The sequence below is a fragment of the Sulfurospirillum sp. genome, from assembly GCF_036802865.1.
Taxonomy (GTDB): Bacteria; Campylobacterota; Campylobacteria; order Campylobacterales; family Sulfurospirillaceae; genus Sulfurospirillum.
On the sequence record NZ_DAIRVK010000001.1, the window covers coordinates 194,041 to 208,314 of the forward strand.

The window sequence follows — 14,274 nt, forward strand, 5'->3', positions numbered from 1 at the left end:
TCTGCTAGTGGCAGAAAAGCTCATAACGTGTATAAGGTTTTGCATAGGATGGGGGGTAACGCATAAATACAGTAAAGTTGCGCATCTCTCCAGTATGTAAATTCTCTGCAATGACAAATTCCTTTGTTGTATCAATGGTATGGGTCACTTCTCCCCAATTAAAAAGATTATCGAATGCAGATTTTGGAACAAAACTTATTCCATCTGAACCTGAACTCCCTAAAGCTTCATTAGAAATTTTAACTTCTAGAACACATTGTCCTATTTTAAATTTACCGATATTACGAATTTGACCTGAAATTGAAAATGACTCGTTGATTAACACTTTTTTTTGTACAACATTCTCAAGTCGTGCAACTTTAGTGTATTTATCAAGACCATAAATGGCAAAGATTGCAAAGACACACGAAATAAAAAATGCAGCAAGAATAGAGGGTGTGACTGAAGATTTACCATCATTATTACGAAGAGTAAGTGTTACAATCAAAGTAAAAAGAAGGATGATAACAATCACAGCAAACCAATGGAGTACCGTAAAATAGGTCAATATTGATCCTTTAGTAGCATTCTGCTTTTAGCGTTGCATTAACATCACCGCTGTATTTGAAATCATCAAAGACACTTTGGAATTCCATAGTACCTTCTTTGGGAAAATCTTGTTTAATAAATATCGACTGATTGACAATTGGCTTTAGTTTATTGATAAAAGTTTTAATACCTTGTTGTTCATCAAGTTGTTTAAAAACGAAGGTTTGCACTAAACAGAGTGTAAAATCTTTCTTGGAGTTATTATAAAGAGTGCCTTCAACGATCAATGAATCGGAGAATGTTAATTTTTTGACCATAGTTACTTCTGTTGAAGTCGCACGCAAAGTTTCACCTATTTTTATTTTGATAAAAAAAGGTGAAACGATTAATACAACAAGCGCTAAAATAATTAAAAGAAGTGAAGTAACAGAAGATTTTTTAGCGATCAAACTTGCCAAAATAATTAATGCTAAAAACGTAAAAAGTAGCCAGACAAATGCTAAATAATCATACAGACCAAAGTGTTTAACATAGGTCAATAGCGATAATTTAAGTGCATCAGTGCTCATTTCGGCTATTTTTCTCCTCTATTCCACTCAAACCAAAGCGTCTCTCTAATTCTTTAGAAATCAATGATGGATGAATATTTTTAGCCCCTAAAGCAACTAAAGCATGAAACATAAGATCAGCTGCTTCGTAGATGATCTCTTTGCTATCATTATCTTTACATGCAAAGCAAAATTCACCTGCTTCTTCTACTACTTTTTTTAAGATGCTGTTGTCGCCTTTTTGAAGCAATGATGCAACATAAGAGCTTTTAGGATCAGCTTGTTTACGTTCTTGAATAATATGATAAATTTTATCACTAATCGAATAAGCTTCAACCTCTTTGGCAGCTTCTTTAGGTGCTTCTTCAACATCTATACGGTTAAAAAAGCATGAAGAGCGTCCTGTATGACAGGCAACGCCTTCTTGCTCTACTTTAAGAAGCAATGTATCGCTATCGCAATCCAAATAGGCTTCTTTTACATGTTGAAGGTGTCCGCTGGTTTCACCTTTCTTCCAAAGGCTTTGGCGACTTCTAGAATAGTAGTGTGCCAGTCCAGTTTGTAATGTTAAAGAGAGTGCTTCTTGATTCATATAGGCTAACATCAACACTTCACCACTTTGGCTATCTTGTGCGATGACCGGTAGCAGTGGTGAAATATTCCAGTTGATGGAATTTAAAAGTGTTGAACTCATTTGCTGATACTAGCTGCTTTTTGGCTATCTTTGGTATCAACCCAAATGTTTGGTACAGCTCCCCCTGGTGTTAAGAAAATCTTAGCGTCTTTGTTCTCTTTAAGCGCTTCGTTGAACTTTCCTTGAACTTCGATTTGACGAAGTGTCAAAAGTGGTGTCGAGATACTTTCACTAATCTTTTTATTGGCGTAAGCATCAGCATCGGCTTCAATTTTGATAGCGTTAGCCTGACCTTGCGCATTAATCTCTCTTGCTTTGGCTTGACCTTCAGCCTCAGCAGCACGCTTGAGAGCTTGTTGGTTAGCAATTTCAACTTCGTAACGTGTTCGCTCTACTTCTTGTTTAGCTACTTGAACTTTTTCAATTTGCTCTTTAATCTTTGAAGGTAAAACAATTTCACGAAGTTGCATGGTGAGAAGTTCTACAGGTTGACCCGGTTGTGCATCAATCGCTTTACGAATGCCTTCTTCAATATTGACAGCAATTTCATTACGTTTTTGAGGAAGTTCTTCAGCGTTAAATTTACCAATAACGGCACGTGTTACGTCACGTACAACAGGGTTAATAATTTTATCTTCCCATGACATACCCCATGTTGCAATGGTTTGAGGTGCTGTGGTTGGCTCTAGTTTATACTGAACGGTAAGTTCAATGGAAACAGGAAGACCTCTCGCATCAAGGACTGAAATAGCGGCATTTCGTTTAATGCCTGAGCCTCTTTGCATTACTTCACCCAAATCTTCAGTTGAAGAGTAGTTCATAATGCGTACTTTAGTATCGACAATAAATACTTGTTGAATAATAGGAATAAAGAGGTGAAAACCAGGATCCATTGGGGTAGATTCAAATTTACCTGTAGTTGCTTTAATACCCATTTCACCTGAGTTAATAATGACAAAAGGCTTCGCTACAATTGCGATGACAACGACTGCGATAAGTACATAGAGCAATCCTGCTTTTTTACCAAGGTTTTTCATAAAATCGGGAGGTTCGATATTAAAAGGTGTGCGATTGTCATTGTCGCCTCCACCACTGTTTCCTCCACTATTTTTCTTTTTAAAATAATCGTTCAAATCTGCTGGCATAATGTTCCTTTACGTTGTTTAAATAAATGTTAAGAGGTGTTTGTATTTTGGGTTACGTCCGTAAACGACATCAAAATAAGCGTCTTGAAGTTGCTTGGTCACAGGACCTCGTTTACCATCACCTATGACATAATTGTCAATGTCTTTAATAGGCGTAACTTCCGCAGCTGTTCCTGTAAAGAAAGACTCATCGGCGATATACGCTTCATCACGTGTAATGCGTCTACGCTCAATCGGAATACCGGCTTCTTTTGCAAGGTCTAAAACCGTTGCTTGGGTGATACTTTCAAGTGAAGTATCATTTGGAGGTGTAATTAAAACACCGTTTCTTACGATAAAGAAACACTCACCACTTCCTTCTGCGATAAAGCCTTCATCATCGAGCAATAACGCTTCTTCGTAACCTGCCTCAAGTGCTTCGTATTTTGCCATTTGTGAGTTTAGGTAATTTGCAGCCGCTTTGGCTTTGCCCATGGTTGAGCTAACAGGGTTTCTTGTAAATGAAGAGATTTTAACACGAATGCCATTTTCGAGTCCCTCATCCCCAAGATAACTGCCCCATTGCCAAGCCGCAATGGCAGTATTGACTGGTGCTAATGCATGGTTAAGTCCCATGATGCCATATCCTAAATAGATAAGAGGTCTAATATAAACATTGGATGTAAAGTCGTTTGAGCGTAATACTTCAATGTGTGCTGCTTCAAGTTCTTCCAGTGAATAGGTTGTTTTAATACGGGTGATTTTTGCAGAATTCAATAAGCGCTTGGTGTGCTCTCTAAGCTTGAAAATTGCCAAACCCTCTTTGGTCATGTACGCACGTGTGCCTTCAAAAACACCGTTACCATAATGAAGCGTATGCGTCAAAATATGTACTTTTGCATCATCCCATGCAACGAGTTTGCCGTCCATCCAAATGTATTTTGCTTTATCCATTGTTCTACCTTCTTAAAAGTCGTTTTCTAAAGAGATACTATGTTAGCCAAAAATTAATTAAAGAGAGTTTTAGTATGAAAAGTTGCGTTATAATTTGGTGACAAAAAGAGAGGTACATTCATGAAAGCAAAGCTCTATATTGGTTCTACATGTAAAGATAAAAATGAGTACAAAGAGGTGCGTTCACCATACGATGGACGTGTAGTTTCAAGCTTTTGCCTTTGTGATGTGGTAGATGCTAAAGCCGTTTTAGAAACAGCTAAAAAAGCAGCGTTACGTGTAAAACAAACACCATTGCATCAGCGTATCAATTGGCTCTTGGATGTGGCACAAAAATTAGAATCTGAGCGTGAAAAAATAGCTAAAATAATTACCGATGAAGTAGGCAAGCCGATTGCTTTTTCACGTGTTGAGGTTGATCGGTGTATTGAGACGATTAAACTCTCTGCTAATGCTATGTTACATGTAAACGGTGAAACGTTTGATACGAGTGCCATGTCCAGTGGGAAAAAAAGCTTAGCTTTTTACAAACGAGAGCCTGTAGGTGTTGTACTTGCGATTACGCCGTTTAATTTTCCGCTCAATTTGGTAGCGCACAAAATTGCGCCTGCTCTGGTGGCAGGTAATGCGGTCATTCTCAAACCTACGTCGCAAGCGCCACGCACCGCATTTGAGCTTGTGAAGCTTTTCATTGAAAGCTCAAATGCGCCCAACGATGCGCTCAGCATTCTTTACAGTGGCGAAGGAGTGAATGAAACACTGATTGGTAGTGATATTCCTCGCGTCATCAGCTTTACAGGCAGTGTGGGTGTGGGGCGTGAGATTATGCAAAAAGCAGGCATTAAAAAGGTCGCACTGGAATTGGGTGGAAATGCGGCAACTTACATCGATGTTTCGGCTAACATTGCCATTGCCGCTAAACGATGTGCTGTGGGGGCGTTTATTAACTCAGGGCAAGTGTGCATTTCGTTGCAGCGTATTTATGTGAACGAAAATATTTATGAAAGCTTTTCAAAAGCGTTGGTTGAGGAGACAAAAATGTTACAGGTAGGCTCTCCGTATGACGAGCAAACCTTTATTGGTCCGATGGTGAATGAAGCCGCCGTAGAAAAAGCCAAACGATGGATTGCTCGTGCTATAGATGAGGGTGCAAAGTCACTGTGCGGTTCTATATGCAACGATCTTATGTTTGAGCCAACTATCATGGCGGATGTCACAGAGCAGATGCAAATTGTGTGTGAAGAGGTGTTTGCTCCGATTGTTTCACTTATGAAAGTCAGTGGTTATGAAGAAGCCAAAGAAAAGATGAACGCTTCATCGTATGGGCTTCAATACTCCATTTTTTGCAACGATCTTGCCATGGCACAAAAAGCCATTGATGAGCTTGATGCAGGCGGAATTGTCATCAATGATATTCCTACACTCAGGTTCGATCTTCAGCCTTACGGTGGTATTAAACAAAGTGGCATTGGTAAAGAAGGGCCTTATTTTGCTCTCATGGATGACTATACCCAGATAAAATCTGTGGTAATATGCTGAAAATATAAACTAAAGGACATACGATGTTAACAATAGGCGATAAAGCTCCTTCTTTGAGTCTTCCCAATCAAGATAATGTAGAAATTTCTCTAAGAGACTTAGAAGGCAAGTGGATCGTGCTTTATTTTTATCCTAAAGATAGCACTCCTGGGTGTACCACAGAAGCATGTGATTTTACAGCAGCGCTTCCTTCATTTGAAGATCTTAATGCCGTTGTTTTAGGCGTTAGCCCTGATAGCACAACATCGCATCAGAAGTTTATTGCAAAACAAAATTTGGAGATTACGCTTCTTTCGGATGTGAACACCGAAGTGGCGCAAAGCTACGGGGTTTGGCAGTTGAAAAAGTTTTGTGGTAAAGAGTATATGGGCATTGTTCGCTCAACGTTTTTAATCGATCCAAGTGGAAAAATTGCAAAGCTCTGGTCCAATGTCAAAGTCAAAGAACATGCCAATGAAGTTAAAAAAGCATTAGAAGCACTTCAATAAGAAGATATGACAAAAGAAGACTTTATGCCTTCTTTTGTTGCAAAAAGGTTGCGCTTAATTACTTACTGAAATAGCACATCCAATCCATTCTTCACGTATAGCATCACTGGCTTGAGGCTCATTTTTAAGAACGCGAGCAGGTGATATTTTATATTTGGTTGTAAGGTTTTGAATGATAATTTCTGCACGTTTAGATGCTAAAGCTTGAAGCGCTTCAGGTGGTATGATAACGCTCTCTGTAATTTTAGAGAGTAAAGCATCATTGATTGCACCAGCATCTAAACTTGCTTCTTTGTATGTTTTTATGAGTTTGCTGTAAGCATCATCAGAGTATTTTTGAATGTAGAGTTTTTTGATGGCTTTACCGTAACTGTCATCTTCTCTACTCTTTTTAGGAATGATTGCGTCAATTTGTGCTGTTACATTTTGTTCTTGAAGTATTTTGGTATCGAGTGTTTCATTAAAACTTGGTGTAATGATGAGTTTGAGCTCACTTCTTTTTTCCAAAATCTGACGATACTGCTCCATTTTTTCCTCTTCTGAACCAATCAGCGTATATTCTCCTGCTGCAAAATCAATACTTTTTAGATTTTCAGTTTCAATGCCAAGCATGGAGCCTAAAAGCTTAAATGGTGAGGTTACAATGCTACCAATAAGATTACCAATAGCTTTCCAGACAATGCTTCCGTAACGAAATTGGGGGTCATTTAAATCTCCACTAATAGGAAGATCAAGATCGATTTGCCCTTTAGAATCTTTTAAAATAGCAATTGCAAGACCTAGCGGAAGATTAGTAGCATCTTCACTTTCGATCTTATCACCAAGGGTTAAAGAGTCAAGATTGATCTTATTGCTTCCTTCCATCAACCCTTTTTTGATCTTGTAATTAAGATCCATTGAGAGTTTCCCTTGTTTAATGGCATATCCGACAAATTTACTAGAATAAGGTGTGAGGGAGGGCATATCAATATTTTTAAAGAGTATTTTGAGATTAGCATGATTTTTTGGATCAAAGGGTAAAACGGATCCTTCAATTTTAGTGTAACCGTATTTATCGACTTTTCCTTCTAATTTGAGCAAAGAAGGTTTGGTACTTTTGGTATCAAGGGTAGAAATAGATCCTATGAGACGATCGGCAAAGGTAGCAAAAGGGAGGAGTAACGAAGCATCTTGAAAATGGGCTGTTCCTTTATTGAACGTGATATTACCAAGATAAATTGCCATAGAATCATTGCTAGCCGATGTTTTTAGTGCACCTTTTTTTGTTTGAGCAGGAGTGGTAGTTGTTTTTAAAAGCCCTGTAAAATTAGTACTTCCATCTTTTTTAACATCTAGGTTGATGTAAGGTTTATCAAGCATAATGTTTTGGATACTCAGTGTTGCGGGTGAGAGATTATATGCGAGTTTATCAATGCCGAGATTTTCCCATGCAATCAGGGATTTATGGTCTTTATCTCCGAGTGAAAATTTTGCAACTGTTGCGTTGCCCTTAATTTCAAAAGTCATATTTTGATCAAAAGAAGCCTTCATCATGGCGTTAAGAGACAGTGTCCCATCTTGGATTAAAGCTGTTGTAAAAGGCACAATGTAAGGTTGTGCTTTTTCGAGTGAAAGTGCTTTGGCATCAATATTCATCTCCAAAGAGGAGTTAGCCAGAAGAAAAGCACCTTTTAAATTCAAAGAAGCAGTCGCATCTATAGTGCTATTAAGATCAAAATCAATTTTTTGATTGCTGTTGTTCGTAATGTGGAAAAGGTTTAATGAAAGTGGAGAAAGAAGTATCGGTGGAGCCTTAACATTTTGATCATTAATCTGAATGTGTGATGTGTCAACGAGCAAGTGCTTGAGTAAAAATTTCCATTCAGAAGAAGGTGTGGAAGAGACTTTTTTTTGTGCGTCAACAGTGGGTTTTGGCAAGGTAAAAAGTCGTTCAAGATTAGAGGAATACTCTTTTTCTAAAATAAGATTGAGTGTTGGTTTTTGAAGTATTGTTTTAGCAATACTAATGTGTGATGCTTGAAGATCAAAATCGATCTCTTCTGCTTTAATGAAAGGAATATCAATCACTGTTTTTTTCTGTTCATCTTCAAAACGAATATTTTCCAAAGAAGCCGTTGCTTTTTCTAAAGTAACGAGTGGTTTATCTTTGCTAAGATCGATGAAAAAAGGAACTTTTAATGAAAGGTTGCCATTTGAAAGTTTTGCGGGCATTGTAGGTAAGGCATATTTCCAAAAAGAAACCATTGGAAGACTCTGTATAGTGAGTTCACCGTAAAATTTGAGTGGTTCAAAAGAAGCACTGCTAGCGAGTGTTATTTTTTCTTCATTTTGGAGCATGACTTTAAGGGCATGAATGCTGAGATCATCTTTGTAAAAGCTAAGATTATTGACAGAATAATTCATAGGTCCAATTTCAATTTTAAAAGGCTCACTTGGTCTCTCATCGGTAAAATTTGTTTTAGCATTTTGAATATCAACATGTTCGATGACAAAAGGCATTGCGATGTTGTCATCATGTGTTGTATTGTTTTCTGATGAAGCGTTTGATGGAAAAAGAGTTAGAAGTTTGAGGCTTCCATTGGAATCAATTTTAAGATCAACAAAGGGTTTTTCTACAAGCAAAGATTTAACAAAAAACTCTTTTTTAAAAAGATACGAGGGTTCATAATTGATATAAAGATGTTCCAGTGTTGCTACGTTGTTACCCGTAATGTCTTGGAGTGCAAAATTATTGATATGTAATTCAAAGGTAAAAGGATTAAAAAGTACTTTTTCAATTGAAATGGTGAGGTGAAGTTTTTCTTTCAGTAGATCAGGTAACTTTGTTTGTGCCCACCATGGAAGAATGATAAAACCACTCAATGTATACAGTAAGGGAAGAAAGATTAACCAAAATAGAACATTTTTAAGACACTTTTTTAGCATCGAACCATCCTTTTATAGGGCTAATTTATTATACTACAAAATGTAAAATTCTATTTAAAAGTGCTATTAGTTTTATGAGGATAGATTGGTTATATGTTACCTATGTTATAATTTTTAAAATACATACTTTTAAAGAATATAGCATGCTCGTTCATATTTGTTGCTCCGTTGACAGTCACTTTTTTTTACAAAAACTTCAAAAAAATTATCCAGGAGAGAAGCTTGTAGGTTTCTTTTATGACCCCAATATTCATCCGTTTAGTGAACATGAACTCAGACTTCTTGATGTAAAACGCAGTTGCGCTAAGTTGGGTATTCCATTACATGTAGGTGCGTATAACTATGAAGGATGGATCGAGGCAGTTCGAGGTTTAGAAGGTGAGCCTGAAAAAGGCAAACGCTGTCAAGTATGCTTCGATAACAGGTTAGAAATGAGTGCTCAAAAAGCACTAGAACTAGGCGAAAAAGTGATAACAACCACATTGCTAACAAGCCCTAAAAAATCATTGGATCAATTGGAAAAAGCTTTACGCTCCATTGCTGATCAGTACCATTTAGACATTGTGGCACCTGATTTTAGAAAAAATGGTGGTACCCAAGAACAGTTTGTACTCGCCAAAGAGGCGATGTTGTATCATCAAGATTATTGTGGGTGCATTTTTGCGTTAAGTGTACAAAGAGAACAGCAAAAAAGATGGGCAGATGAACTAAGTTCTCCTGTACGACCTCAAATTTTACCCTCTTCTATTGAAGATCGCATAGACCTATATGAAAAAGTGATGGAGCTTGAAACAAAAGAGACTCCTTTTAAACTTGTGCGTGAAAAATTTTTAAATTATAGATTACTCCGTGCATGGATTAAGAACAGCCAAAAAGAGGTTATTCCTAGCTATATCTTATTTTACTCTGTATGTAAAAAAGAGCATGTCAAAGCAAAAATCGAGACGATTATTCAAGATATAGGTTTCTTAAATAAAGAAGAAGCACGGTTTATTTCGCTTAAAATGTTCAATACCTTTGCCAATACGCATTACAGAAACGTCCAAGAAATGCTACAAAATCCTCCAACGATTGCAGTAGAAATGGCTTTTAGAAACAGTATTATAATGTCACCATTTACCTCTTTAACCCCTCTTATTGTACTCGATGAGGTTAAAATAGAGTCATATGAACTCTTCATTCAAAGTTTTACCTACCCTGACATTAGAGAAAATTTAGTATTAATTAGCTAAAATATTAGAATTTTGTTAGAAGGTTTCAAAGATGTTAATTGATGTTGTAGAGATTCAAAAAATACTTCCCCATCGCTTCCCTTTTTTACTGGTCGATAGAATAACGGGGCTTGTTCCAGGTGAGTCTATCGAAGGTTTTAAAAATATTACGATTGGTGAGCAGATTTTCCAAGGACACTTTCCCGATCATCCTATTTACCCAGGCGTTATGATTATTGAGGGTATGGCACAAGCCGGTGGGGTACTTGCATTTAAAAGTATGGATGAAGAAAAGCAAGAAGATACAAAAGAAAAAGTAGTTTATTTTATGAGTATCGATAATGCTAAATTTAGAAGTCCTGTTAAACCAGGAGATCAACTGGTTTACAAACTCACTGTTCTAAAACACAGAGGTAATATTTGGGTTTTAGATGCAAAAGCTTATGTTGATGACAAGCTTGTTGCTGAAGCAGAATTAAAAGCTATGATTGTGGACAAATAACATGCCAAATATTCACCCAACTGCCATTGTTGAAGAGGGAGCGAGTTTAGCTGACGATGTAAAAATCGGAGCTTATGCGTTTGTATCTAAAGATACCACACTCAAAAGTGGTGTTGAGGTGATGCAAGGAGCGCAAATCTATGGTGAGACTAAGGTTGGAGAAGATACCAAGATCTGTCCTTACGCTGTCATTGGTATGCCCCCACAAGATACAGGCTATACACCAGAAGATGATGTACGCGTTGAAATAGGTCGCAATGTTATGATCCGCGAATTTGTAACGATCAACGCAGGTACCAAAAAAGGTGGCGGTGTTACACGTATTGGTAATAACTGTTTTATTATGATTTATTGCCATATTGCGCATGATTGCCAAGTAGGCAATAATGTCATTATGGCAAATAACGCTACATTGGCAGGACATGTGCATATAGGCTCTTTCACGGTTATTGGTGGTATGACACCAATTCATCAGTTTGTCCATATTGGAGAAGGTGTTATGATCGGTGGAGCGAGTGCGGTGAGTCAAGACATTCCTCATTTCTGCCTTGCTGAGGGTAATCGAGCCGTTGTTCGAGGCCTTAATAGCGTTGGTTTAAAACGTCGTTTTGAACGAGAAGATATTACGGCTATTCAAAGTGCCTATAAACAACTTTTTAGAAGTGAAAACCCTATAAAAGAAACTGCTGCGAAATTGTTAGCAAGTGAAACGAACGAAAAAGTATTGCAAATGTGCAATTTTATTATGGAGTCCACACGAGGCATTCCATTTGAGAGGAAAAATAATGGTCAATAGAGAGTGTAGTTTTTGTGGCACGAAAGAGAGTAGTGACACAAGGTTGATCGCAGGTGATGATGTTTTTATCTGTGAGCATTGTGTCATTTCAGCCCATAAAATCTTTTTTGGAGAAATCCCAGAGCCTTCGCTAAGTAGTAGTGAAGAGCCATTTAACCAAGAGCTTTTAGCTCCAAAAGAGTTGAAGAAAGTACTCGATGATTTTGTCATTGGACAAGACCAAGCAAAAAAGATTTTTTCTGTGGGTGTTTATAACCACTATAAAAGAATTTTTAAACAAAGTACCATTGCAGATGATACTGAAATCTCTAAATCTAATATTTTACTCATTGGACCAACAGGTAGTGGTAAAACATTGATGGCACAAACTTTAGCGCGTTTCTTAGATGTACCAATTGCTATCTCAGATGCGACAAGTTTAACGGAAGCTGGTTATGTGGGTGAAGATGTTGAAAACATTCTTACAAAGTTGCTTCAATGTGCCAATGGTGATATTAAAAAAGCAGAACAAGGTATTGTTTTTATTGATGAGATCGATAAGATTGCCCGTATGAGTGAAAACCGCTCAATCACCAGAGATGTTTCAGGTGAAGGTGTTCAACAAGCACTGCTTAAAATCATTGAAGGAAGTGTTGTAAACATTCCACCAAAAGGTGGACGTAAACACCCTAACCAAGATTTTATTCAGATCGATACCACTAACATTTTATTTGTGTGTGCAGGAGCTTTTGATGGTTTAGAAGAGATCATCAAACGTCGTATCGGTAAAAATGTGCTTGGTTTTGAGCAAGAAAAACGTACAAAGAGCCAGGATGAAGGGCTTTTTGATTTGGTAGAACCTGATGATTTAGTGCATTATGGATTGATTCCAGAACTTATTGGCCGTTTACATGTAACAGCAAAACTTTCACCAATTACGCAAGAAGATATGGTGCGTATTTTGACAGAGCCTAAAAATGCGATTTACAAACAGTATAAAAAATTGTTTGCAATTGATAATGTTGAACTTTCATTTGAAAAAGAAGCGCTGGATTCTGTGGCTGAGCTTGCAATTAAGCGTAAAACAGGTGCACGTGGACTTCGCAGTATTATGGAAGACATTATGGTAGATGTTATGTATGAGCTTCCAGAATTAAATGGCTATGAAGTGATGATTACCAAAGATGTGGTTACAAAAGGTGAAAAACCGCTTTATATCAAAAAAGATAAAAAAAGTGCGTAAAAAAGGATTGATGAAATGATTTTGGACAAGATAATAGGATTTTTCTCAAGTGATATGAGTATTGACCTTGGAACGGCAAATACATTGGTATTGGTCAAAGGTAAAGGTATTATTATCAATGAGCCTTCCGTTGTTGCCGTACAACGTAACCGCTATGGTAAACAAAATATCTTAGCAGTCGGTCAAGAGGCAAAAAACATGGTGGGTAAAACACCAGGTGATATTGAAGCGATCCGCCCAATGCGTGATGGTGTTATTGCTGATTTTGATATGACTGAAAAGATGATTCGTTACTTCATTGAAAAAGCACACAGAAGAAAAAGCTTTTTACGTCCTCGTATTATCATTTGTGTTCCATACGGTCTTACGCAAGTTGAGCGTAAAGCGGTACGTGAGTCTGCGATGAGTGCAGGTGCGCGTGAAGTTTTCTTGATTGAAGAGCCTATGGCAGCTGCGATTGGTGCGGGTCTTCCTGTACGTGAGCCACAAGGTAGCTTAGTGGTTGACATCGGTGGTGGTACTACTGAGATTGGTGTTGTATCTTTAGGTGGTTTGGTTATCAGTAAATCGATCCGTGTTGCGGGTGACAAAATTGATATGGCCATTGTGGATTATGTTAAGAAAAAATACAACCTTCTCATTGGTGAGCGAACCGGCGAAGAGATTAAAATTGCTATTGGTTCAGCTGTTCCTATGGATGAACCACTCTCTATGATGGTTAAAGGTCGCGATCAGGTCAGTGGACTTTTAAGTCGTATTGAACTCTCTAGTGAAGACGTCAGAGATGCGATTAAAGAGCCTTTAAAAGAGATTGCCGATGCTCTCAAAGATGTACTCGAAGTTATGCCGCCTGATCTTGCTGGAGATATCGTTGAAAACGGCGTTGTCCTTACAGGTGGCGGTGCATTGATTCGTGGATTTGACAAATACCTTTCAGACATTGTTAAGTTGCCTGTTTTTGTTGCAGATGAGCCACTTTTAGCGGTTGCAAAAGGTACAGGAAAAGCGCTCGAAGAGATTGAACTTTTACAACAATTGTCGAATGAGTAAAATTAAAATTATCATTTTGTTGAGTATCTTTGTGTTTGTATCGTTTAGGTACAGCACAGAGGCTCGACATATCATAGGTGGCGTTAACACAAAGATTCTCGCTTCCTATGTTGATATGAAAATGCGTATTCAGGAAAAAATCGATGAGCATCTTTCTCAACAAGAAGAGATTCAGCGGTTACGTTCTGAAAATCAAACATTACAAAAATCAGCTGTTCTTTCCATCGCTTTTGCAAGTAAACTCAGTGACATGCTTAAAGAGCACAATGTCTCTGGATATCATCCTAGCGTGACAATGGTTGAGTCCATTGGCTATACCAATCTTAATGACTATGGAAAAGTATGGTTAAAGTTTGATGCGTTTGATCAAAATAAGATTTATGGGCTACTGCAACAAGGCTATGCGGCAGGGATTGTTGTAGCAAATGATGGACATCCTCAAGGTTTATTGTTGAGTGATCCTAAAGCTATTTTTGCAGTCTATGTTGGAAATCAAAAAATGCAAGGAATTGCCCAAGGTAATCGTAAAGAAGTTCTTGTTAAATACATCTCGCAGTGGTTACAGCCTCAAGTCGGAGACGAAGTCATTACAAGTGGACTGGATCAGATCTTTTTTGAGGGAATTAAAGTCGGTGTTGTAACCGAAGTAATCGATGAAGAATCATCAAAAACCGTTGTTGTAAAACCTTATGTAACAACACATGTACCATCTTATATGCATGTGATTGTACAAAACTAGTCTTGAACCCAGAA

At 37.7% G+C, this 14,274-nt stretch carries 14 protein-coding genes; 8 read left to right on the top strand and 6 right to left on the bottom strand.

The window, feature by feature from the left end; all coding sequences use genetic code 11:
* Positions 1 to 4: 4 nt before the first annotated feature.
* From V7Q04_RS01020 to V7Q04_RS01040, 5 genes are read right to left on the bottom strand one after another with little or no spacing between them, the layout of a single operon-like run.
* Entirely contained in the window at positions 5 to 547 is a 543-nt protein-coding gene (locus V7Q04_RS01020; protein ID WP_333803062.1) for a DUF2393 family protein, read from the bottom strand.
* 10 nt (positions 548 to 557) lie between these two features.
* Positions 558 to 1,097: a DUF2393 family protein gene (locus V7Q04_RS01025; RefSeq protein ID WP_333803063.1), complete on the bottom strand. Its 540-nt coding sequence runs from the start codon at positions 1,095 to 1,097 to the stop codon at positions 558 to 560.
* The gene (gene hisIE, locus V7Q04_RS01030; protein ID WP_333803064.1) at positions 1,087 to 1,770 is read right to left on the bottom strand and encodes a bifunctional phosphoribosyl-AMP cyclohydrolase/phosphoribosyl-ATP diphosphatase HisIE; all 684 of its coding nucleotides are present in this window, start codon (positions 1,768 to 1,770) and stop codon (positions 1,087 to 1,089) included. Before hisIE ends, V7Q04_RS01025 begins: the two co-directional genes overlap by 11 nt.
* Positions 1,767 to 2,855, bottom strand: coding sequence for a prohibitin family protein (locus V7Q04_RS01035; RefSeq protein WP_333803065.1), 1,089 nt, complete (start codon positions 2,853 to 2,855; stop codon positions 1,767 to 1,769). The genes hisIE and V7Q04_RS01035 overlap by 4 nt, the downstream gene beginning before the upstream one ends.
* A gap of 18 nt (positions 2,856 to 2,873) precedes the next feature.
* The gene (locus V7Q04_RS01040) at positions 2,874 to 3,788 is read right to left on the bottom strand and encodes a branched-chain amino acid transaminase (RefSeq protein ID WP_333803066.1); all 915 of its coding nucleotides are present in this window, start codon (positions 3,786 to 3,788) and stop codon (positions 2,874 to 2,876) included.
* 120 nt (positions 3,789 to 3,908) lie between these two features.
* Between V7Q04_RS01040 and V7Q04_RS01045 the strand changes: the two genes are divergently transcribed.
* Both V7Q04_RS01045 and bcp read left to right on the top strand, forming a co-directional pair.
* A complete protein-coding gene (locus V7Q04_RS01045; RefSeq protein ID WP_333803067.1) occupies positions 3,909 to 5,327 on the top strand; it encodes an aldehyde dehydrogenase family protein in 1,419 nt (472 codons plus the stop codon).
* 23 nt (positions 5,328 to 5,350) lie between these two features.
* Positions 5,351 to 5,815, top strand: coding sequence for a thioredoxin-dependent thiol peroxidase (gene bcp, locus V7Q04_RS01050; RefSeq protein ID WP_333803068.1), 465 nt, complete (start codon positions 5,351 to 5,353; stop codon positions 5,813 to 5,815).
* A 54-nt stretch (positions 5,816 to 5,869) separates the two neighbouring features.
* Here the strand turns inward: bcp and V7Q04_RS01055 are convergent, their stop codons facing one another.
* On the bottom strand, positions 5,870 to 8,740 hold the full coding sequence (locus V7Q04_RS01055) for a DUF748 domain-containing protein (RefSeq protein ID WP_333803069.1): 2,871 nt from the start codon (positions 8,738 to 8,740) through the stop codon (positions 5,870 to 5,872).
* A gap of 143 nt (positions 8,741 to 8,883) precedes the next feature.
* Here V7Q04_RS01055 and V7Q04_RS01060 point away from each other — a divergent pair, with 143 nt between their 5' ends.
* From V7Q04_RS01060 to mreC, 6 genes are read left to right on the top strand one after another with little or no spacing between them, the layout of a single operon-like run.
* On the top strand, positions 8,884 to 9,972 hold the full coding sequence (locus V7Q04_RS01060; protein WP_333803070.1) for an epoxyqueuosine reductase QueH: 1,089 nt from the start codon (positions 8,884 to 8,886) through the stop codon (positions 9,970 to 9,972).
* A gap of 31 nt (positions 9,973 to 10,003) precedes the next feature.
* Positions 10,004 to 10,453, top strand: coding sequence for a 3-hydroxyacyl-ACP dehydratase FabZ (gene fabZ / locus V7Q04_RS01065; RefSeq protein WP_333803071.1), 450 nt, complete (start codon positions 10,004 to 10,006; stop codon positions 10,451 to 10,453).
* 1 nt (position 10,454) lies between these two features.
* On the top strand, positions 10,455 to 11,249 hold the full coding sequence (gene lpxA / locus V7Q04_RS01070) for an acyl-ACP--UDP-N-acetylglucosamine O-acyltransferase (RefSeq protein ID WP_333803072.1): 795 nt from the start codon (positions 10,455 to 10,457) through the stop codon (positions 11,247 to 11,249).
* Positions 11,239 to 12,471, top strand: a complete 1,233-nt coding sequence (clpX, locus tag V7Q04_RS01075) for an ATP-dependent Clp protease ATP-binding subunit ClpX (protein WP_333803073.1) — start codon at positions 11,239 to 11,241, stop codon at positions 12,469 to 12,471. Before lpxA ends, clpX begins: the two co-directional genes overlap by 11 nt.
* Positions 12,472 to 12,486: 15 nt before the next feature.
* A complete protein-coding gene (locus V7Q04_RS01080) occupies positions 12,487 to 13,521 on the top strand; it encodes a rod shape-determining protein (protein ID WP_041956125.1) in 1,035 nt (344 codons plus the stop codon).
* Positions 13,514 to 14,260 (top strand): rod shape-determining protein MreC, encoded by a 747-nt coding sequence (gene mreC, locus V7Q04_RS01085; protein WP_333803074.1) that lies wholly within the window; start codon positions 13,514 to 13,516, stop codon positions 14,258 to 14,260. The genes V7Q04_RS01080 and mreC overlap by 8 nt, the downstream gene beginning before the upstream one ends.
* Positions 14,261 to 14,274: the final 14 nt, after the last annotated feature.

What these genes read in the sequence shown, in the direction of transcription:
- V7Q04_RS01025 (WP_333803063.1), bottom strand. Translation starts at nt 1,097, where the DNA reads ATGAGCACTGATGCACTTAAATTATCGCTATTGACCTATGTTAAACAC.
- hisIE (WP_333803064.1), bottom strand. Translation starts at nt 1,770, where the DNA reads ATGAGTTCAACACTTTTAAATTCCATCAACTGGAATATTTCACCACTG.
- V7Q04_RS01035 (WP_333803065.1), bottom strand. Translation starts at nt 2,855, where the DNA reads ATGCCAGCAGATTTGAACGATTATTTTAAAAAGAAAAATAGTGGAGGA.
- V7Q04_RS01040 (WP_333803066.1), bottom strand. Translation starts at nt 3,788, where the DNA reads ATGGATAAAGCAAAATACATTTGGATGGACGGCAAACTCGTTGCATGG.
- V7Q04_RS01045 (WP_333803067.1), top strand. Translation starts at nt 3,909, where the DNA reads ATGAAAGCAAAGCTCTATATTGGTTCTACATGTAAAGATAAAAATGAG.
- bcp (WP_333803068.1), top strand. Translation starts at nt 5,351, where the DNA reads ATGTTAACAATAGGCGATAAAGCTCCTTCTTTGAGTCTTCCCAATCAA.
- V7Q04_RS01055 (WP_333803069.1), bottom strand. Translation starts at nt 8,740, where the DNA reads ATGCTAAAAAAGTGTCTTAAAAATGTTCTATTTTGGTTAATCTTTCTT.
- V7Q04_RS01060 (WP_333803070.1), top strand. Translation starts at nt 8,884, where the DNA reads ATGCTCGTTCATATTTGTTGCTCCGTTGACAGTCACTTTTTTTTACAA.
- fabZ (WP_333803071.1), top strand. Translation starts at nt 10,004, where the DNA reads ATGTTAATTGATGTTGTAGAGATTCAAAAAATACTTCCCCATCGCTTC.
- lpxA (WP_333803072.1), top strand. Translation starts at nt 10,455, where the DNA reads ATGCCAAATATTCACCCAACTGCCATTGTTGAAGAGGGAGCGAGTTTA.
- clpX (WP_333803073.1), top strand. Translation starts at nt 11,239, where the DNA reads ATGGTCAATAGAGAGTGTAGTTTTTGTGGCACGAAAGAGAGTAGTGAC.
- V7Q04_RS01080 (WP_041956125.1), top strand. Translation starts at nt 12,487, where the DNA reads ATGATTTTGGACAAGATAATAGGATTTTTCTCAAGTGATATGAGTATT.
- mreC (WP_333803074.1), top strand. Translation starts at nt 13,514, where the DNA reads ATGAGTAAAATTAAAATTATCATTTTGTTGAGTATCTTTGTGTTTGTA.